This window comes from Chitinophaga sancti (assembly GCF_034424315.1).
Classification (GTDB): domain Bacteria; phylum Bacteroidota; class Bacteroidia; order Chitinophagales; family Chitinophagaceae; genus Chitinophaga; species Chitinophaga sancti.
On the sequence record NZ_CP139972.1, the window covers coordinates 6,455,357 to 6,468,429 of the forward strand.

Consider the following 13,073-nt stretch of genomic DNA (forward strand, 5'->3'; position numbering starts at 1 on the left):
CTTTTTTATTTGTGTGGTGGCAGCATTTCAATGAAATCCCAGCGACCCGCAGGAACATTGTGTTCGCAGCACCAGGTATTGACCCCGTTGGTAATTACCAGGTAGGCAGCGGGTAATACCATGTGATAGCGCACAATCTGCTCCAGGGTAGCCTGGCCCAGGGGAACACCCATTTCCTTGCATTCTACTATCATCCAGGGTTGGTGGTTTTTGCTGAAAACGACAATGTCGTAGCGCTTTTTCAGCTCACCGAGGTAGATTTCTTTTTCAATGCCGATCAGGGCTGCCGGATATTTAAGTGTAGTGACGAGGTAGTTGAGAAAATTCTGGCGCACCCATTCTTCGGGAGTGAGGACTACGTATTTTTTCCGGAAACGGTCGAATATCAGGTCTTTCTCGTTTTCTGTGATAATTTTAAAGTCAGGAGGGGGAAATTCGATGGTGATCATCAGGCAAAGGTAGGCATCTCAGGTATGCTTCTCAAGAATTTGGTATCTCCTCTTTTCTTCTTTTAGCAGATCTGATTTAAAGCCATTCGCCCCCGCTGTCAAGCCTTGATGCATACAGCGTCAGGGCTTGACAGTGGCTCTTACAGAATAAATGACTCACTACCGGGAATTTTTTTGTAAATTTGCATGTCAAAAGGCTATGAAGACAAAAGAAGAAATAGTAGCTAATTGGCTTCCCCGCTACACCGGCGAAAAATTGGAGAACTTTGGCTCCCACATCCTCCTCACCAACTTTAGTAATTACCTCACCTTATTTGCTGAATGGAACAATGTCAAGATCGTTGGCATAGGTAAAGCTATGCAATGTGCTACCGCAAATGACATTACTATTATCAATTTTGGTATGGGTAGCCCAGGCGCTGCCACCATTATGGACCTGTTAACCGCTATTTCACCCAATGCCGTATTATTCCTGGGTAAATGTGGCGGCTTGAAAAAGAAAAATAATGTAGGTGACCTGATCCTGCCTATCGCAGCTATCAGAGGTGAAGGTACCTCCAATGATTATTTCCCGCCTGAAGTGCCAGCACTACCTGCATTTGCTCTCCAAAAGGCTATTTCCACCACCATCCGTGAATATGGTTGTGACTACTGGACAGGTACCTGTTACAGCACCAACCGTCGGGTATGGGAACATGATGTAGAATTTAAACGCTACCTGGAAAAAGTAAGAGCAATGGCTGTGGATATGGAAACCGCGACGATCTTCTCAGTAGGTTTCTACAATAAGATTCCTACGGGCGCATTGTTGCTGGTTTCTGACCAACCTATGGTGCCAGAAGGAGTAAAAACAGAAGAAAGCGATAAGAAAGTGACTTCTGATTATGTGAACAATCACCTGAAGATCGGTATTGACTCATTGAAGGCGCTGATCAACAGTCACCAGACAGTGAAGCATCTACGATTCTAAGTTCGTAAGCAGTAAGAATTTTGCTTATTATTTCGTAATATGAGCAGGAATGCTCACTTCTTCCACACTACTTTCCATCCGGAATCTAACCGTTTCCTTCGCCGGCCATCAGGCGGTGAAGGATATTTCTCTGGACATCAGAAAAGGGGAGATTATTGGAATAGTCGGAGAATCCGGCTCGGGAAAGTCTGTGACCTCACTGGCCCTGATGCGGCTTATTCAGTCTCCCGGTCTTATTTCAGCTGGTCGTTTATTGTACCAGGTTGACCCGGAAAAATCTCCTGTCAACCTTCCCGAACTCTCTGAAAGTGAAATGCGCAACTGGAGAGGGAATGAAATCGCCATGATTTTTCAGGAGCCGATGACTGCCCTGAATCCGCTGCATACCTGTGGCGCACAGGTGATAGAATCCATCCGGTTGCATAAGAAAGTCTCTGTCAGCGAGGCGAGGGCACAAACTTTAACCTTATTCAGGCAGGTCCGCCTGCCGGATCCGGAGAAGATACTACACCGTTATCCACATCAGTTATCCGGCGGTCAGAAACAACGTGTGATGATTGCGATGGCTATCTGTTGCCAACCCCGCCTGCTGATAGCTGACGAGCCGACGACGGCCTTGGACGTTACCGTACAAAAGACAATTCTTGCATTGTTAAAAGAATTGCAACAGGAAACAGGCATGAGCGTGGTATTTATTACCCATGACCTGGGTGTGATTGCAGAAATTGCCGATAGGGTAGCGGTGATGTACAAAGGGCAGATTGTAGAACAGGGCAGTGTACAGGAGATATTCACTCATCCACAACATCCTTATACCAAAGGCCTGCTGGCCTGCCGTCCTCCGCTGGACAAAAGACTATACCGCTTGCCGGTGACCCGCGACTTTATGGAAGTAGATGCGGAGGGTTTGATTCACGAAAAAGGGCAGGCAGTGCGTTCACTGGTAGAAAGCCTCGAAATTCCTGCAGATAAAATAATCCTGAGAGAGCAACATATAACACAACAACCTGCGTTATTAGAAGTAAGAGATTTGCATACCTGGTTTCCGGCTTCCCGCAATATTTTTGGGAAGGTGCAAAGCTGGACAAAAGCCGTAAATGGAGTCAGCTTTACTGTAAAAGAAGGGGAGACCATGGGATTGGTAGGGGAGTCGGGATGTGGAAAGACCACCCTTGGCCGCACCTTATTACGCCTTACGCCACCTACCAATGGAAGTATTTTATATAAAGGGAAAGACCTTTGCCAGTTGCCGGCCTCAGAAATGCGTGACCTTCGCAAAGAGCTGCAAATAATATTCCAGGATCCCTATTCTTCCCTGAATCCACGCCTGACTGTTGGTCAGGCCATTCTCGAACCCTTACAGGTACATGGATTATACGCTAATGATCGTCAGCGTAAAGAAAAGGTACAGGAATTGCTGGATAAAGTAAATCTGTCGCCTGAGCATTATTACCGTTATCCACATGAATTTTCAGGTGGGCAGCGACAGCGGATTGTGATCGCCCGGGCTTTGGCACTACAGCCCTCGTTTATCATTTGTGATGAGTCGGTAGCAGCTCTGGATGTAAGTATTCAGGCACAGGTATTAAATCTGCTGATGCGCTTACGGGAAGAGTTCGGGTTTACGTATATATTTATATCGCACGATCTGTCGGTGGTGCGTTTTATCAGTGATAGGATGATGGTGATGAATAAGGGGAGGATAGAGGAGGAAGGGCCTGCTGATCAGGTTTATGAACATCCGCAGAGCGCATATACAAGGCAGCTCATCAGTTCCATTCCTAAAAACATTTATGCGTAATTAATTGTATTATAAATAGCAAATAAATCGTTTTTGACAGATGGTATATTATCAATACCTTTGCAACCTTTAAATTTATTCATACCGTAATATGAAACTATCACAGTTTAGGTTTGATCTTCCTTTAAATCTGATCGCACAGCACCCTTCCAAGACAAGAGATGAAGCACGTTTGATGGTGGTAAACCGTGCCACCGGCAAAATCGAGCACAAGGTATTCAAGGATATCCTGAATTATTTCAATGACAAGGATGTAATGATGGTGAACAATACGAAAGTATTCCCTGCCCGTCTTTATGGCCGTAAAGAGAAAACAGGTGCCAAGATTGAAGTATTCCTGTTGCGCGAACTGAACAAGCAGAATCGTTTGTGGGATGTGATTGTGGATCCTGCCCGTAAGATCAGGGTTGGTAACAAATTGTATTTTGGAGATGATGAATCGCTGGTAGCAGAAGTAATTGACAACACTACTTCCCGCGGCCGTACCATTCGTTTCCTGTTTGAAGGTAATGATGATGAGTTTAAGCAGGTGCTGGACACCCTGGGTGAAACGCCGCTGCCTAAGTACATCAAGCGTAAGCCAGAAGACGAGGACAAGGAGCGTTACCAGACAGTGTATGCCAAGTACGAAGGAGCAGTAGCTGCGCCAACTGCTGGCTTGCACTTCAGCCGTGAGCTGATCAAACGTCTTGAAATCAAGGGTATTAAGTTTGCAGAGGTAACTCTTCACACTGGTTTAGGTACTTTCCGTCCTATCGAAGTGGAAGACCTGAGCAAGCACAAGATGGATGCAGAGTATTTCAACATTGATGAATACGCTGTGAAGATTGTGAACAAGGCGAAAGAAGAAAATCGTAAAGTATGTGCGATCGGTACGACAACTGTAAGAGCTGTAGAATCTTCCGTAACAGCACAGAACATGCTGAAAGCAGCAGAAGGATGGACTAACACATTCATTCATCCTCCTTATGATTTCGCTATCCCTAATGCTTTGGTAACTAATTTCCACCTGCCTAAGACAAGTCTGCTCATCATGGTATGTGCGTTTGCTGGTTATGATCTGGTGATGGAAGCTTACCAACAGGCTATCAAGGAGAAATACCGTTTCTTCAGCTATGGCGATGCTATGCTGATTCTCTAATAAACGAAACAGATTCTCAATTATTTATTGCGAATGGTGCTGCTCAGGCAGGATCATTCGCAATTTAATTTCAGCTCGTGGAACAACGAAAGAAAGTAGCCATCATTGTAGCCGGAGGTTCCGGTACCCGTATGGGAAGTGCCGTACCCAAGCAGTTTCTGCAACTGGCCGGAAAGCCGGTATTATGGCATACCGTCAATGCTTTTGCGCATGCATATGCTGATATGGAGATTGTATTGGTGTTGCCGGAGGTCCATTTCAGTTATGTAGCTGAATGGATAGGCGATTTCAGGCAGATCTTGTTGGTGAGTGGTGGAGAAACCCGTTTCAATTCGGTATTGAATGGGTTGAAGACTGTGCAGGAGCCGGCGGTGATCTTTGTACACGATGGTGTGCGGCCCATGGTGAGTACGGCGTTGATCCACCGTTGTTATGAAGGAGCAGTAGCGCAGGGAAGTGCGATTCCTGTGATAGATATGAAAGATAGTATCCGTGAACTGGTACCGAATGGTAACAGGGCGGTAGACAGGGAGCAATATAAGATTATCCAGACTCCGCAGACATTTTTGTCAGAGTGGATTCTGCCGGCTTTTGAACAGCCTTTTGATCCCTTATTTACAGATGAAGCAACTGTAGTAGAGCGCCAGGGCCGCCAGGTACAGTTGGTACCCGGCGACGAAGCGAATATTAAGATTACGCGTCCGCTTGATTTGACAATAGCAGAGGCTTTGTTAGGCACGAGAGAATAAATACCCGGATAAAGTTTCCTTCTCGGGTATTAAATAGCTAAAGACCTTTACAAAGATTAGTCCCTTTTTTAGAAATCAGGTTGCTAAAGACCATCTACAATGATTATGTTCTTCTCAGGAACTAACCCCCTGTAGACAATCCGCAAAAGATTCCCTTTCCGTAGATTAAGCTTCTGGAGACAAGCCCTTATTGATTTTAGCAAGGATCTGATGGGCTACTTCCATAGCCTGCAAACCATCAATTGCATTTACCGGAACAGGCTTATTCTGAAGAATAGCATCCCTGAACAGTTCAAGCTCCATTCTGATCGCATTTACCTGTTTGATCTCAGGATTATCGATCGCGATGGTCTTCTTACCACTGTTAGTATCTATATCCAGTGTGAATAACCCTTCATCGTCCGGTGTTTTCAGCTTGATAATCTCAGTCTTCTTATCCAGGAAGTCGATACCGATGTAGGCATCTTTCTGGAAGAGGCGCATTTTTCGCATCTTTTTCAGAGAGATACGGCTGGAGGTCAGATTGGCTACACAACCGTTATGGAATTCAATGCGAACGTTGGCGATATCTGGTGTATCACTCATAACAGCAACACCGCTTGCAGAGATACGGTTCACGGTAGATTTAACAATGCTGAGCACAATATCAATATCATGGATCATGAGATCCAGGATCACGCTCACGTCAGTACCACGTGGATTGAATTCAGCCAGGCGATGTACTTCGATGAACATAGGATTAAGCGTATGTCCTTTCAGTGCCAGGAAAGCCGGATTGAAACGTTCCACATGACCCACCTGGAATTTGATGTTAGCTTCTTCCACCAGTTTTACCAGTGTTTTAGCTTCTTCCATGGTATTGGTCATCGGTTTCTCCACGAAAATGTGCTTTCCGTTGCGGATAGCCATTTCACATAATTTGAAGTGCTGTGTGGTGGGAGCGATGATGTCGATGGCGTCAGAAGCGAGTATCAGTTCTTCCGCGGTCGAGAATCTCGGAATCTGGTATTGCTGTGCTACACTTGCGGCATTGCTATCACTTGGATCAAAAAAGCCGACTACTTCTACGTCCTTTATGGTGGCCCATTGGGAAAGATGAATCTTACCCAGGTGCCCCACACCAAAGATTCCTATTTTGAGCATATTATTCTTTGAAAATAAAATAATTGCGAATGTAAGGAAAAGACCGTATTATATCCAAATGTTATAATATATACCCTTATGCTATGACCATTCTTATTGCAGCAAATCCAAATGGAGAGTTGTTTTCTCTGATTTGACTGCGCTGTTGTTTTTCTTCACTCATGAGGCCTTCCTCATTCATACTGTAGTACCCGGCCTGAGATACGATAATGTGATCTAATACCAGTATATCCAAAATACTGGCTGCCTGTACAACTTTTTTTGTAAAAAGAATATCGGACTGACTGGGATTGAGGTTTCCTGAAGGATGATTATGGCAGAGAATTATAGATGTAGCGCCAAGTTCCAGTGCTTCTCTCAGAATAATACGCACATCAGCAAATGCGGAGGAAATACCTCCCTGGCTTATACAACAATCCTTAATCACCTTATGGGCAAAATTTAAAAACAGGACATGTACCCGCTCATTAGGACAATCTCCCAGAATCGGCTTAAAATAAAGAGCAGCATCCTGTCCGTTATGGATGGTATTTTTGAACAGTACATTACCTGCCTGCCGCCTGCGCCCCAGTTCCAATGCAGCGACTATCCGGGCAGCCTTTGCTTCTCCAATGCCTCTCAGCCTCCTGAGCTGATTAACATTCACTTTTCCTAACTCCTGTAAATTATTGGATGATTTGGAGAGTATCTCCTGGGCCAGCAATAGTGCGGATTTGTGCTTATGGCCTGTGTTCAGTAACAAAGCGAGCAACTCTGCGTCGCTCAATGTTTCTATTCCTTTGATAACTAACTTCTGTCTTGGTTGATCATCTGTACGCCATTTATTAATTGGCACGTACCTGGCTAACGAATCAATGGTATCCATTCCTGCTAACTTTTTTAGCAATTTACATCTTTCCCTTTGGTCTTTCAATTTTTTTTAAATTTACACCACAATCCACAACACAGGGAAGGTAACCTCCTAGTAATAAGAGTTTTACTTATTCGAAATAATGCAAAGTCGTGTGTCTGGCCCTGTAATCAACAAAAAATAAAAAAATTCATACTCCAAAAATCATAGTTTTGCAACCTCTTTTTCATAGTTCATGCAACCATCAGTAAAAATATTCACAGGGAACAGCAACCCAGCACTGGCAGAGAAAATCGCCAGCCGCTACGGCAACGGTCTGGGTAAATTGACAATTCAAAAGTTCAGTGACGGAGAATTCCAGCCGATTTATATGGAAAGTATCCGCGGTGATTATGTTTTTCTAGTGCAGAGCACTAACTCTCCATCGGACAATCTGATGGAGTTATTAATGATGATCGACGCAGCCAAAAGGGCTTCTGCCGGTTATATCACCGCAGTAATTCCATACTTTGGCTTTGCCAGGCAAGACAGAAAGGACAAACCAAGGGTAGCCATCGCCTCTAAACTGGTAGCTAATCTGCTCACGTCGGCAGGTGCTAACAGGGTGATTACCATGGATTTGCACGCTCCTCAGATCCAGGGTTTCTTCGATATCCCGGTAGATCACCTGGATAGTTCGGCAATTTTCATTCCGTACATTGAGAATTTGAAACTGGAAAATCTTACCTTTGCATCCCCCGACGTGGGTAGCACCAATAGGGTAAGGGAAGTAGCAGCTTACTTCAACGCGGAAATGGTGATCTGCGATAAGCACCGCAAACGTGCAAATGAGATCGCTTCCATGGTTGTAATAGGTGATGTGAAAGACAAAGATATCGTGCTGATCGACGATATCTGCGATACCGCAGGTACCCTTACCAAGGCAGCTAACCTGCTGATAGAAAAGGGAGCAAAGAGTGTTCGTGCATTTTGTACACACCCTGTGCTGAGCGGGAAAGCTTACGAAAACATTGAAAATTCTGTGTTGGAAGAGTTCGTTATCTGCGACACCATTCCATTGAAACAGCAATCTTCAAAGATAAAGGTGATCAGTGTTGCTGATCTCTTTGCAGTAGCCATCCGGAACATGCATGAGAACAAGTCTATCACAAACCTGTTCGTGCATAGTCACCGCCGCTAGTAGCAACAAGCTTATTTATAACAATTATAAATGTTTAATCAATGAAAACGATAACAATCGAAGGACAACTCAGGAGCGAATATGGCAAAAAAGCCACCCGCCAGGTACGTTCTGAGGGACAAGTGCCTTGTGTTATTTATGGGGGTGCTGAAACTGTGAGCTTTACTGCTCCGGCTGTTGCTTTCAAAAATCTGGTTTACACTGCTGAATTTCAGCTCGCTGAAATCAAATTGGGTGCTAAAACTTACAGGTGTGTACTGAAAGATCTGCAGTTCGATACAGTAACTGACGAGCTGGCACACATCGACTTCCTGGAACTGGTTGAAGATAAGCCAGTAAGCGTAAGCCTGCCAATCAAGATCGTAGGTCAGTCAGAGGGTGTTAAAGCCGGTGGTAAACTGGTTGTTAAGATCAAGGCGCTGAAAGTTAAGGCCCTGCCTAAATATCTGCGTGAGAATATCGAAGTTAACATCGATAAGCTGGAACTGAACGGTAACGTCCGCGTTGAAGACGTAGTAGCTGAAAACATCGAGATCACTAACTCTCCTCGTATTCCTATCGCTTCTGTAGTAATGACCCGTCAGTTACGTCAGGAAGAGGCTGCTAACGACAAAGACACCAAGAAGAAATAATTTTCTTTATAGATATTTTTCCAAAAAGTTCCGTCCTGGTTCGTCCGGGATGGGACTTTTTCTATTTTTACGCCGTGGTTTGCAAATCTTCCGTATATATGGGAGCATAGCGCCACAAGTTCGTATATTAAATCAGTCGACAGATGAAATACCTGATAGTAGGGCTTGGGAATATAGGCGCAGAATATGAGCATACCCGCCATAATATTGGATTCGATATCGCAGATACCTTTGTTGCAAAACATGGAGGCACTTACAAAAACGAACGCCTCGCAGACGTGGCAGAAGTGAAATGGAAGGGCCGTACCCTTATTGTGATTAAGCCCACTACCTATATGAACCTAAGCGGCAAGGCCGTTAAATACTGGATGGACAAGGAAAAGGTGCCATTGGAAAATATCTTTGTATTGGTAGATGACCTAGCACTGCCGGTAGAAGTACTGCGTATCCGCCCTGGTGGTAGTGATGCAGGACAGAACGGCCTTAAAAATATCCAGGAGCTCCTGGGAACCAATCAATATCCACGCCTGAGATTCGGTATTGGTAATAGCTATCCTAAAGGCAGACAGGTAGATTTTGTACTGGGCAAATGGCCTAAAGATGAATTGCCAGTAGTGCAGTGGAAACTGGAAAAATGTGTGGAGATTATCGAAGGGTTTGTAACAATTGGTTTGGAACGCACTATGAATCAGTATAATAACCTTAAATATTCACCCGGAAACTAGATTTATTAATCCATTTCATTTAACCTTAATTAAAGATTAACCGTCATGAAAATTATATGCGTTGGAAGAAACTATGCCGATCATGCAAAGGAATTGAAAAATGAGGTACCGACAGAACCTGTGATTTTCATGAAGCCTAAGAATGCATTGTTGCAAAACAACCACCCATTCTACTATCCGGAGTTTACCGACAATCTCCACTATGAGTGTGAACTGGTACTAAGAATATGTAAGAACGGAAAACATATTCAGGAAAAATTTGCAGATAAATACTATGATCAGATTGGGATTGGTATTGACTTTACAGCACGTGATCTGCAGGATAAACAAAAGCAGAAAGGCTTACCCTGGGAGATCGCCAAGGCGTTTGATAACTCCGCAGTTGTAGGGCAGTTTATACCTATTACACCAGAACTGGATAAGAAAGATATTAACTTCTGTTTGTATAAAAATAAAGAACTGATGCAGCAGGGGAATACAAAAGACCTGTTGTTTTCTTTCGATTTTCTGGTGGCTTATATTTCTAAATTCTTTACCCTGAATATTGGTGATCTGGTATTTACAGGTACGCCGGCTGGAGTGGGACCTGTGGAAATAGGAGATACCCTGGAGGCTTTTATAGAGAATGATAGTTTGCTGGAGTTTATGGTGAAATAACTAATCTGACTATAAAAAAACGGCCTGCTCAATGACAGAGCAGGCCGTTTTTATTTATTGCTTTATTAATTTCACTTTTCCTCTGGCACCTGCTTCGTCAAAGTCACCTCATCCGGCACATTATTATAAATCACATCCAGAATCCTCGTCAATTCCTGAAAATCTCCTTCAGAGAGGTGATTCCAGCCCGTTTTACGCATTTCCAGTACCAAAGGTCTTGCTTCCTTATATTTTTCCGCGCCTTTAACAGTGAGCTGCAAAAATACCTTTCTGCGGTCCTGGGGAGATCCTTCCCGGAGCACCAGCTCCTTTTTAACCAGTAATTCTATAATACGGGAAACAGTGGTGATATCCTTCGACGTCAGTTTCGCCAATTCATTATGCGTAATCTTTTTGTGTTTATACAGGTTCTCTATCAACAGCCACTGGTCCACAGTAATGTCCACTTTATGAATGTCAAAAGTCTTTTGCCAGTAGTTACGGATTCTTTTAAGGGTGGCATCCAACTTAAAAAAAGATGGATTTGTTACGAAAGTATTAGGCATATAGTTTAAATTGCATTAGCAATAGTTGTATTAGCAACTATGTATTCTTGTAGACATCGAAATTAGATATAAAGTGTTTAAAGATAATACAATCACCCCAACTATAAAAGCCGGCATTGCTAATAAGCAGGGCCTATGGCTGAAAGCCTTTCGCCTGATGTGCCAGGCGAACCACATGGCTGCCACGTATGAAGCGAACCGTTCCATTTGTAAATATGTCCATTCCACATCCCGCGGACATGAAGCTATCCAGATAGCAGCTGGTTTACTATTACAGCCCTGGGATTATGCCAGTCCATACTATCGGGATGACAGTATGTTGCTGGCAATGGGTTTTACACCCCTGGAACTGATGTTTCAGTTGCTCGCCAAAGGAGAGGATCCTTTCTCGGGTGGCCGATCGTATTACAGTCATCCGGGCAGCAGGGTGCCTAATAAACCCTTGATTCCTCATCAAAGCAGTGCTACGGGTATGCAGGTCATTCCTGCTACGGGGATGGCGCAGGGCATTAAATATCTCGAAAAAAACCTGCCCGATTCGCTGCCTGCCGGACCTCATGGTGAACTGCCGGTTGTACTGTGTTCACTGGGCGATGGCAGTGTTACAGAAGGGGAAGTCAGCGAGGCATGGCAGAGCGCTATTCTTTGGGAACTTCCTGTTATTTACCTCGTGCAGGACAATGAATGGGGTATTTCTGCCTCATCGGCAGAAACCCGGGCGATGGATGCATATGAGTATGCGGCGGGCTTTAAAGGCATGGAAAGGATGCGGGTGGATGGAAGTGATTTTGAAGAAAGTTATCACGGCATGGAGGCCGCTATTAACTACGTTCGCGAAGAAAGAAAGCCTGTGCTGGTACATGCCTGTGTTCCATTGCTGGGGCATCATACTTCGGGCGTTCGTAAAGAATGGTACAGGACAGAAGGTGACCTCGCCCTGCATAATGCAAAGGATCCTTTACCCAGATTAAAAGCATTGTTGCTTTCCGCTGGTATCCCTGAAAAGGACCTGTTAGCAATAGAAAGAGATTCACAGGATTATATAGAAGCTGAATTTGACAAAGCGCGCATCTCCCCGGATCCGGATCCCCGTACTGTAAAGGATCATGTATTTGCGCCTGCTGCAGTGACAGTGGAAAAAGGGAACCGTACTCCAGAAAAAGGTGCAAAGGTGATGATGGTGGATGCGGCATTGCACGCAATGGAAGAGATCTTGCGTGACTATCCCGAAGCCATCTTTTTTGGCCAGGATGTAGGTCGCCGTTTAGGAGGTGTATTTCGTGAAGCGGCTACCCTTGCTGAAAAGTTTGGCGATCACAGGGTTTACAATACGGCTATTCAGGAGGCGTATATCGTCGGTGCCACTGCTGGATTATCCGCAGTTGGTGTTAAACCTATAGTAGAAATTCAATTTGCCGATTATATCTATCCGGGCTTTAACCAGCTGGTGACCGAGATCTCTAAATCCTGTTACCTGAGCTATGGTAAATTCCCTGTGCAGACCCTGATCCGTATTCCTATAGGTGCTTATGGGGGAGGAGGGCCTTATCATTCAGGTAGTATCGAATCAACTTTACTGACCATCAAAGGTATTAAAGTCGTTTACCCGTCAAATGCAGCTGATATGAAGGGGTTGATGAAAGCGGCTTTCCTGGATCCCAATCCGGTGGTCATGCTGGAGCATAAAGGCTTGTACTGGAGTAAAGTTCCAGGCACCCAGGGAGCTATCATGGTAGAGCCGGATGCAGACTATCAGTTGCCTTTGGGCAAAGGAAGGGTAGTCGTGACTGCTCATCCAAAAGATGTTAAAAAGGGCAGTACCTGTTGTATTATCACCTATGGAATGGGCGTATACTGGGCAACAAATGTAGCAGCCGCCTTTCCGGGTCAGGTGGAAGTCATTGACCTCCGTACTTTGTTCCCCCTGGATGAGCAACTGGTCTTTTCTTCAGTTTCCCGCCATGGGAAATGTCTGGTTCTTACTGAAGAGCAGCTGAACAACTCCTTCGCCCAGGCATTGGCAGGGCGTATTCAGCAGCATTGCTTCCGTTCGCTGGATGCACCTGTTTTCATGCTTGGAGCCTTGGATCTGCCAGCGGTGCCTATCAATACGGTTTTGGAGAATGAAATGCTCCCCAATCCGCAAAAATTGAAGACGGCGATTAAAGAGTTGTTAGCTTATTAAAATATTTTTTAAATACCTCTTGGCTTTTATAAAATTCCCTATTATC

13 protein-coding genes are annotated in these 13,073 nt (G+C 44.6%); 9 read left to right on the plus strand and 4 right to left on the minus strand.

Annotated elements, in window-relative coordinates; genetic code table 11:
* Nucleotides 1-5: 5 nt before the first annotated feature.
* A complete protein-coding gene (locus U0033_RS25320; RefSeq protein ID WP_072360463.1) occupies nucleotides 6-449 on the minus strand; it encodes a type I restriction enzyme HsdR N-terminal domain-containing protein in 444 nt (147 codons plus the stop codon).
* Between the two features lie 199 nt (nucleotides 450-648).
* Between U0033_RS25320 and U0033_RS25325 the strand changes: the two genes are divergently transcribed.
* The 4 genes from U0033_RS25325 to U0033_RS25340 all read left to right on the plus strand — a co-directional run bounded on the left by U0033_RS25325 (nucleotide 649) and on the right by U0033_RS25340 (nucleotide 5,110).
* Nucleotides 649-1,419 (plus strand): AMP nucleosidase, encoded by a 771-nt coding sequence (locus U0033_RS25325; protein ID WP_072360465.1) that lies wholly within the window; start codon nucleotides 649-651, stop codon nucleotides 1,417-1,419.
* 49 nt (nucleotides 1,420-1,468) lie between these two features.
* Complete coding sequence (locus U0033_RS25330; protein WP_072360467.1) at nucleotides 1,469-3,220, plus strand: ABC transporter ATP-binding protein; 1,752 nt, start codon at nucleotides 1,469-1,471, stop codon at nucleotides 3,218-3,220.
* Between the two features lie 91 nt (nucleotides 3,221-3,311).
* Entirely contained in the window at nucleotides 3,312-4,361 is a 1,050-nt protein-coding gene (gene queA / locus U0033_RS25335; RefSeq protein ID WP_072360469.1) for a tRNA preQ1(34) S-adenosylmethionine ribosyltransferase-isomerase QueA, read from the plus strand.
* A 77-nt stretch (nucleotides 4,362-4,438) separates the two neighbouring features.
* Nucleotides 4,439-5,110: a 2-C-methyl-D-erythritol 4-phosphate cytidylyltransferase gene (locus tag U0033_RS25340; RefSeq protein WP_072360471.1), complete on the plus strand. Its 672-nt coding sequence runs from the start codon at nucleotides 4,439-4,441 to the stop codon at nucleotides 5,108-5,110.
* 165 nt (nucleotides 5,111-5,275) lie between these two features.
* Here U0033_RS25340 and U0033_RS25345 read toward each other — a convergent pair whose 3' ends face one another.
* Both U0033_RS25345 and radC read right to left on the minus strand, forming a co-directional pair.
* Complete coding sequence (locus U0033_RS25345) at nucleotides 5,276-6,253, minus strand: Gfo/Idh/MocA family protein (protein WP_072360473.1); 978 nt, start codon at nucleotides 6,251-6,253, stop codon at nucleotides 5,276-5,278.
* A 76-nt stretch (nucleotides 6,254-6,329) separates the two neighbouring features.
* Complete coding sequence (gene radC, locus U0033_RS25350) at nucleotides 6,330-7,118, minus strand: RadC family protein (protein ID WP_072360475.1); 789 nt, start codon at nucleotides 7,116-7,118, stop codon at nucleotides 6,330-6,332.
* Nucleotides 7,119-7,338: 220 nt separating this feature from the next.
* On the opposite strand from radC, the gene U0033_RS25355 reads away from it, so the two are divergent.
* The 4 genes from U0033_RS25355 to U0033_RS25370 all read left to right on the plus strand — a co-directional run bounded on the left by U0033_RS25355 (nucleotide 7,339) and on the right by U0033_RS25370 (nucleotide 10,297).
* Nucleotides 7,339-8,283 (plus strand): ribose-phosphate pyrophosphokinase, encoded by a 945-nt coding sequence (locus U0033_RS25355; RefSeq protein ID WP_072360476.1) that lies wholly within the window; start codon nucleotides 7,339-7,341, stop codon nucleotides 8,281-8,283.
* A gap of 41 nt (nucleotides 8,284-8,324) precedes the next feature.
* Entirely contained in the window at nucleotides 8,325-8,915 is a 591-nt protein-coding gene (locus U0033_RS25360; RefSeq protein WP_072360478.1) for a 50S ribosomal protein L25, read from the plus strand.
* Between the two features lie 143 nt (nucleotides 8,916-9,058).
* Entirely contained in the window at nucleotides 9,059-9,640 is a 582-nt protein-coding gene (pth, locus tag U0033_RS25365; RefSeq protein WP_083571518.1) for an aminoacyl-tRNA hydrolase, read from the plus strand.
* Nucleotides 9,641-9,685: 45 nt separating this feature from the next.
* Nucleotides 9,686-10,297, plus strand: coding sequence for a fumarylacetoacetate hydrolase family protein (locus U0033_RS25370; protein WP_072360480.1), 612 nt, complete (start codon nucleotides 9,686-9,688; stop codon nucleotides 10,295-10,297).
* A gap of 71 nt (nucleotides 10,298-10,368) precedes the next feature.
* Here U0033_RS25370 and U0033_RS25375 read toward each other — a convergent pair whose 3' ends face one another.
* Entirely contained in the window at nucleotides 10,369-10,842 is a 474-nt protein-coding gene (locus tag U0033_RS25375; protein ID WP_072360482.1) for a MarR family winged helix-turn-helix transcriptional regulator, read from the minus strand.
* Nucleotides 10,843-10,915: 73 nt separating this feature from the next.
* Between U0033_RS25375 and U0033_RS25380 the strand changes: the two genes are divergently transcribed.
* Nucleotides 10,916-13,027, plus strand: a complete 2,112-nt coding sequence (locus U0033_RS25380; RefSeq protein ID WP_245801762.1) for an alpha-ketoacid dehydrogenase subunit alpha/beta — start codon at nucleotides 10,916-10,918, stop codon at nucleotides 13,025-13,027.
* Nucleotides 13,028-13,073 lie beyond the last annotated feature (46 nt).

Coding starts and splice junctions, on each gene's coding strand:
- U0033_RS25320 (WP_072360463.1), bottom strand. CDS start 449: ATGATCACCATCGAATTTCCCCCTCCTGACTTTAAAATTATCACAGAA.
- U0033_RS25325 (WP_072360465.1), top strand. CDS start 649: ATGAAGACAAAAGAAGAAATAGTAGCTAATTGGCTTCCCCGCTACACC.
- U0033_RS25330 (WP_072360467.1), top strand. CDS start 1,469: ATGCTCACTTCTTCCACACTACTTTCCATCCGGAATCTAACCGTTTCC.
- queA (WP_072360469.1), top strand. CDS start 3,312: ATGAAACTATCACAGTTTAGGTTTGATCTTCCTTTAAATCTGATCGCA.
- U0033_RS25345 (WP_072360473.1), bottom strand. CDS start 6,253: ATGCTCAAAATAGGAATCTTTGGTGTGGGGCACCTGGGTAAGATTCAT.
- radC (WP_072360475.1), bottom strand. CDS start 7,118: ATGGATACCATTGATTCGTTAGCCAGGTACGTGCCAATTAATAAATGG.
- U0033_RS25355 (WP_072360476.1), top strand. CDS start 7,339: ATGCAACCATCAGTAAAAATATTCACAGGGAACAGCAACCCAGCACTG.
- U0033_RS25360 (WP_072360478.1), top strand. CDS start 8,325: ATGAAAACGATAACAATCGAAGGACAACTCAGGAGCGAATATGGCAAA.
- pth (WP_083571518.1), top strand. CDS start 9,059: ATGAAATACCTGATAGTAGGGCTTGGGAATATAGGCGCAGAATATGAG.
- U0033_RS25370 (WP_072360480.1), top strand. CDS start 9,686: ATGAAAATTATATGCGTTGGAAGAAACTATGCCGATCATGCAAAGGAA.
- U0033_RS25375 (WP_072360482.1), bottom strand. CDS start 10,842: ATGCCTAATACTTTCGTAACAAATCCATCTTTTTTTAAGTTGGATGCC.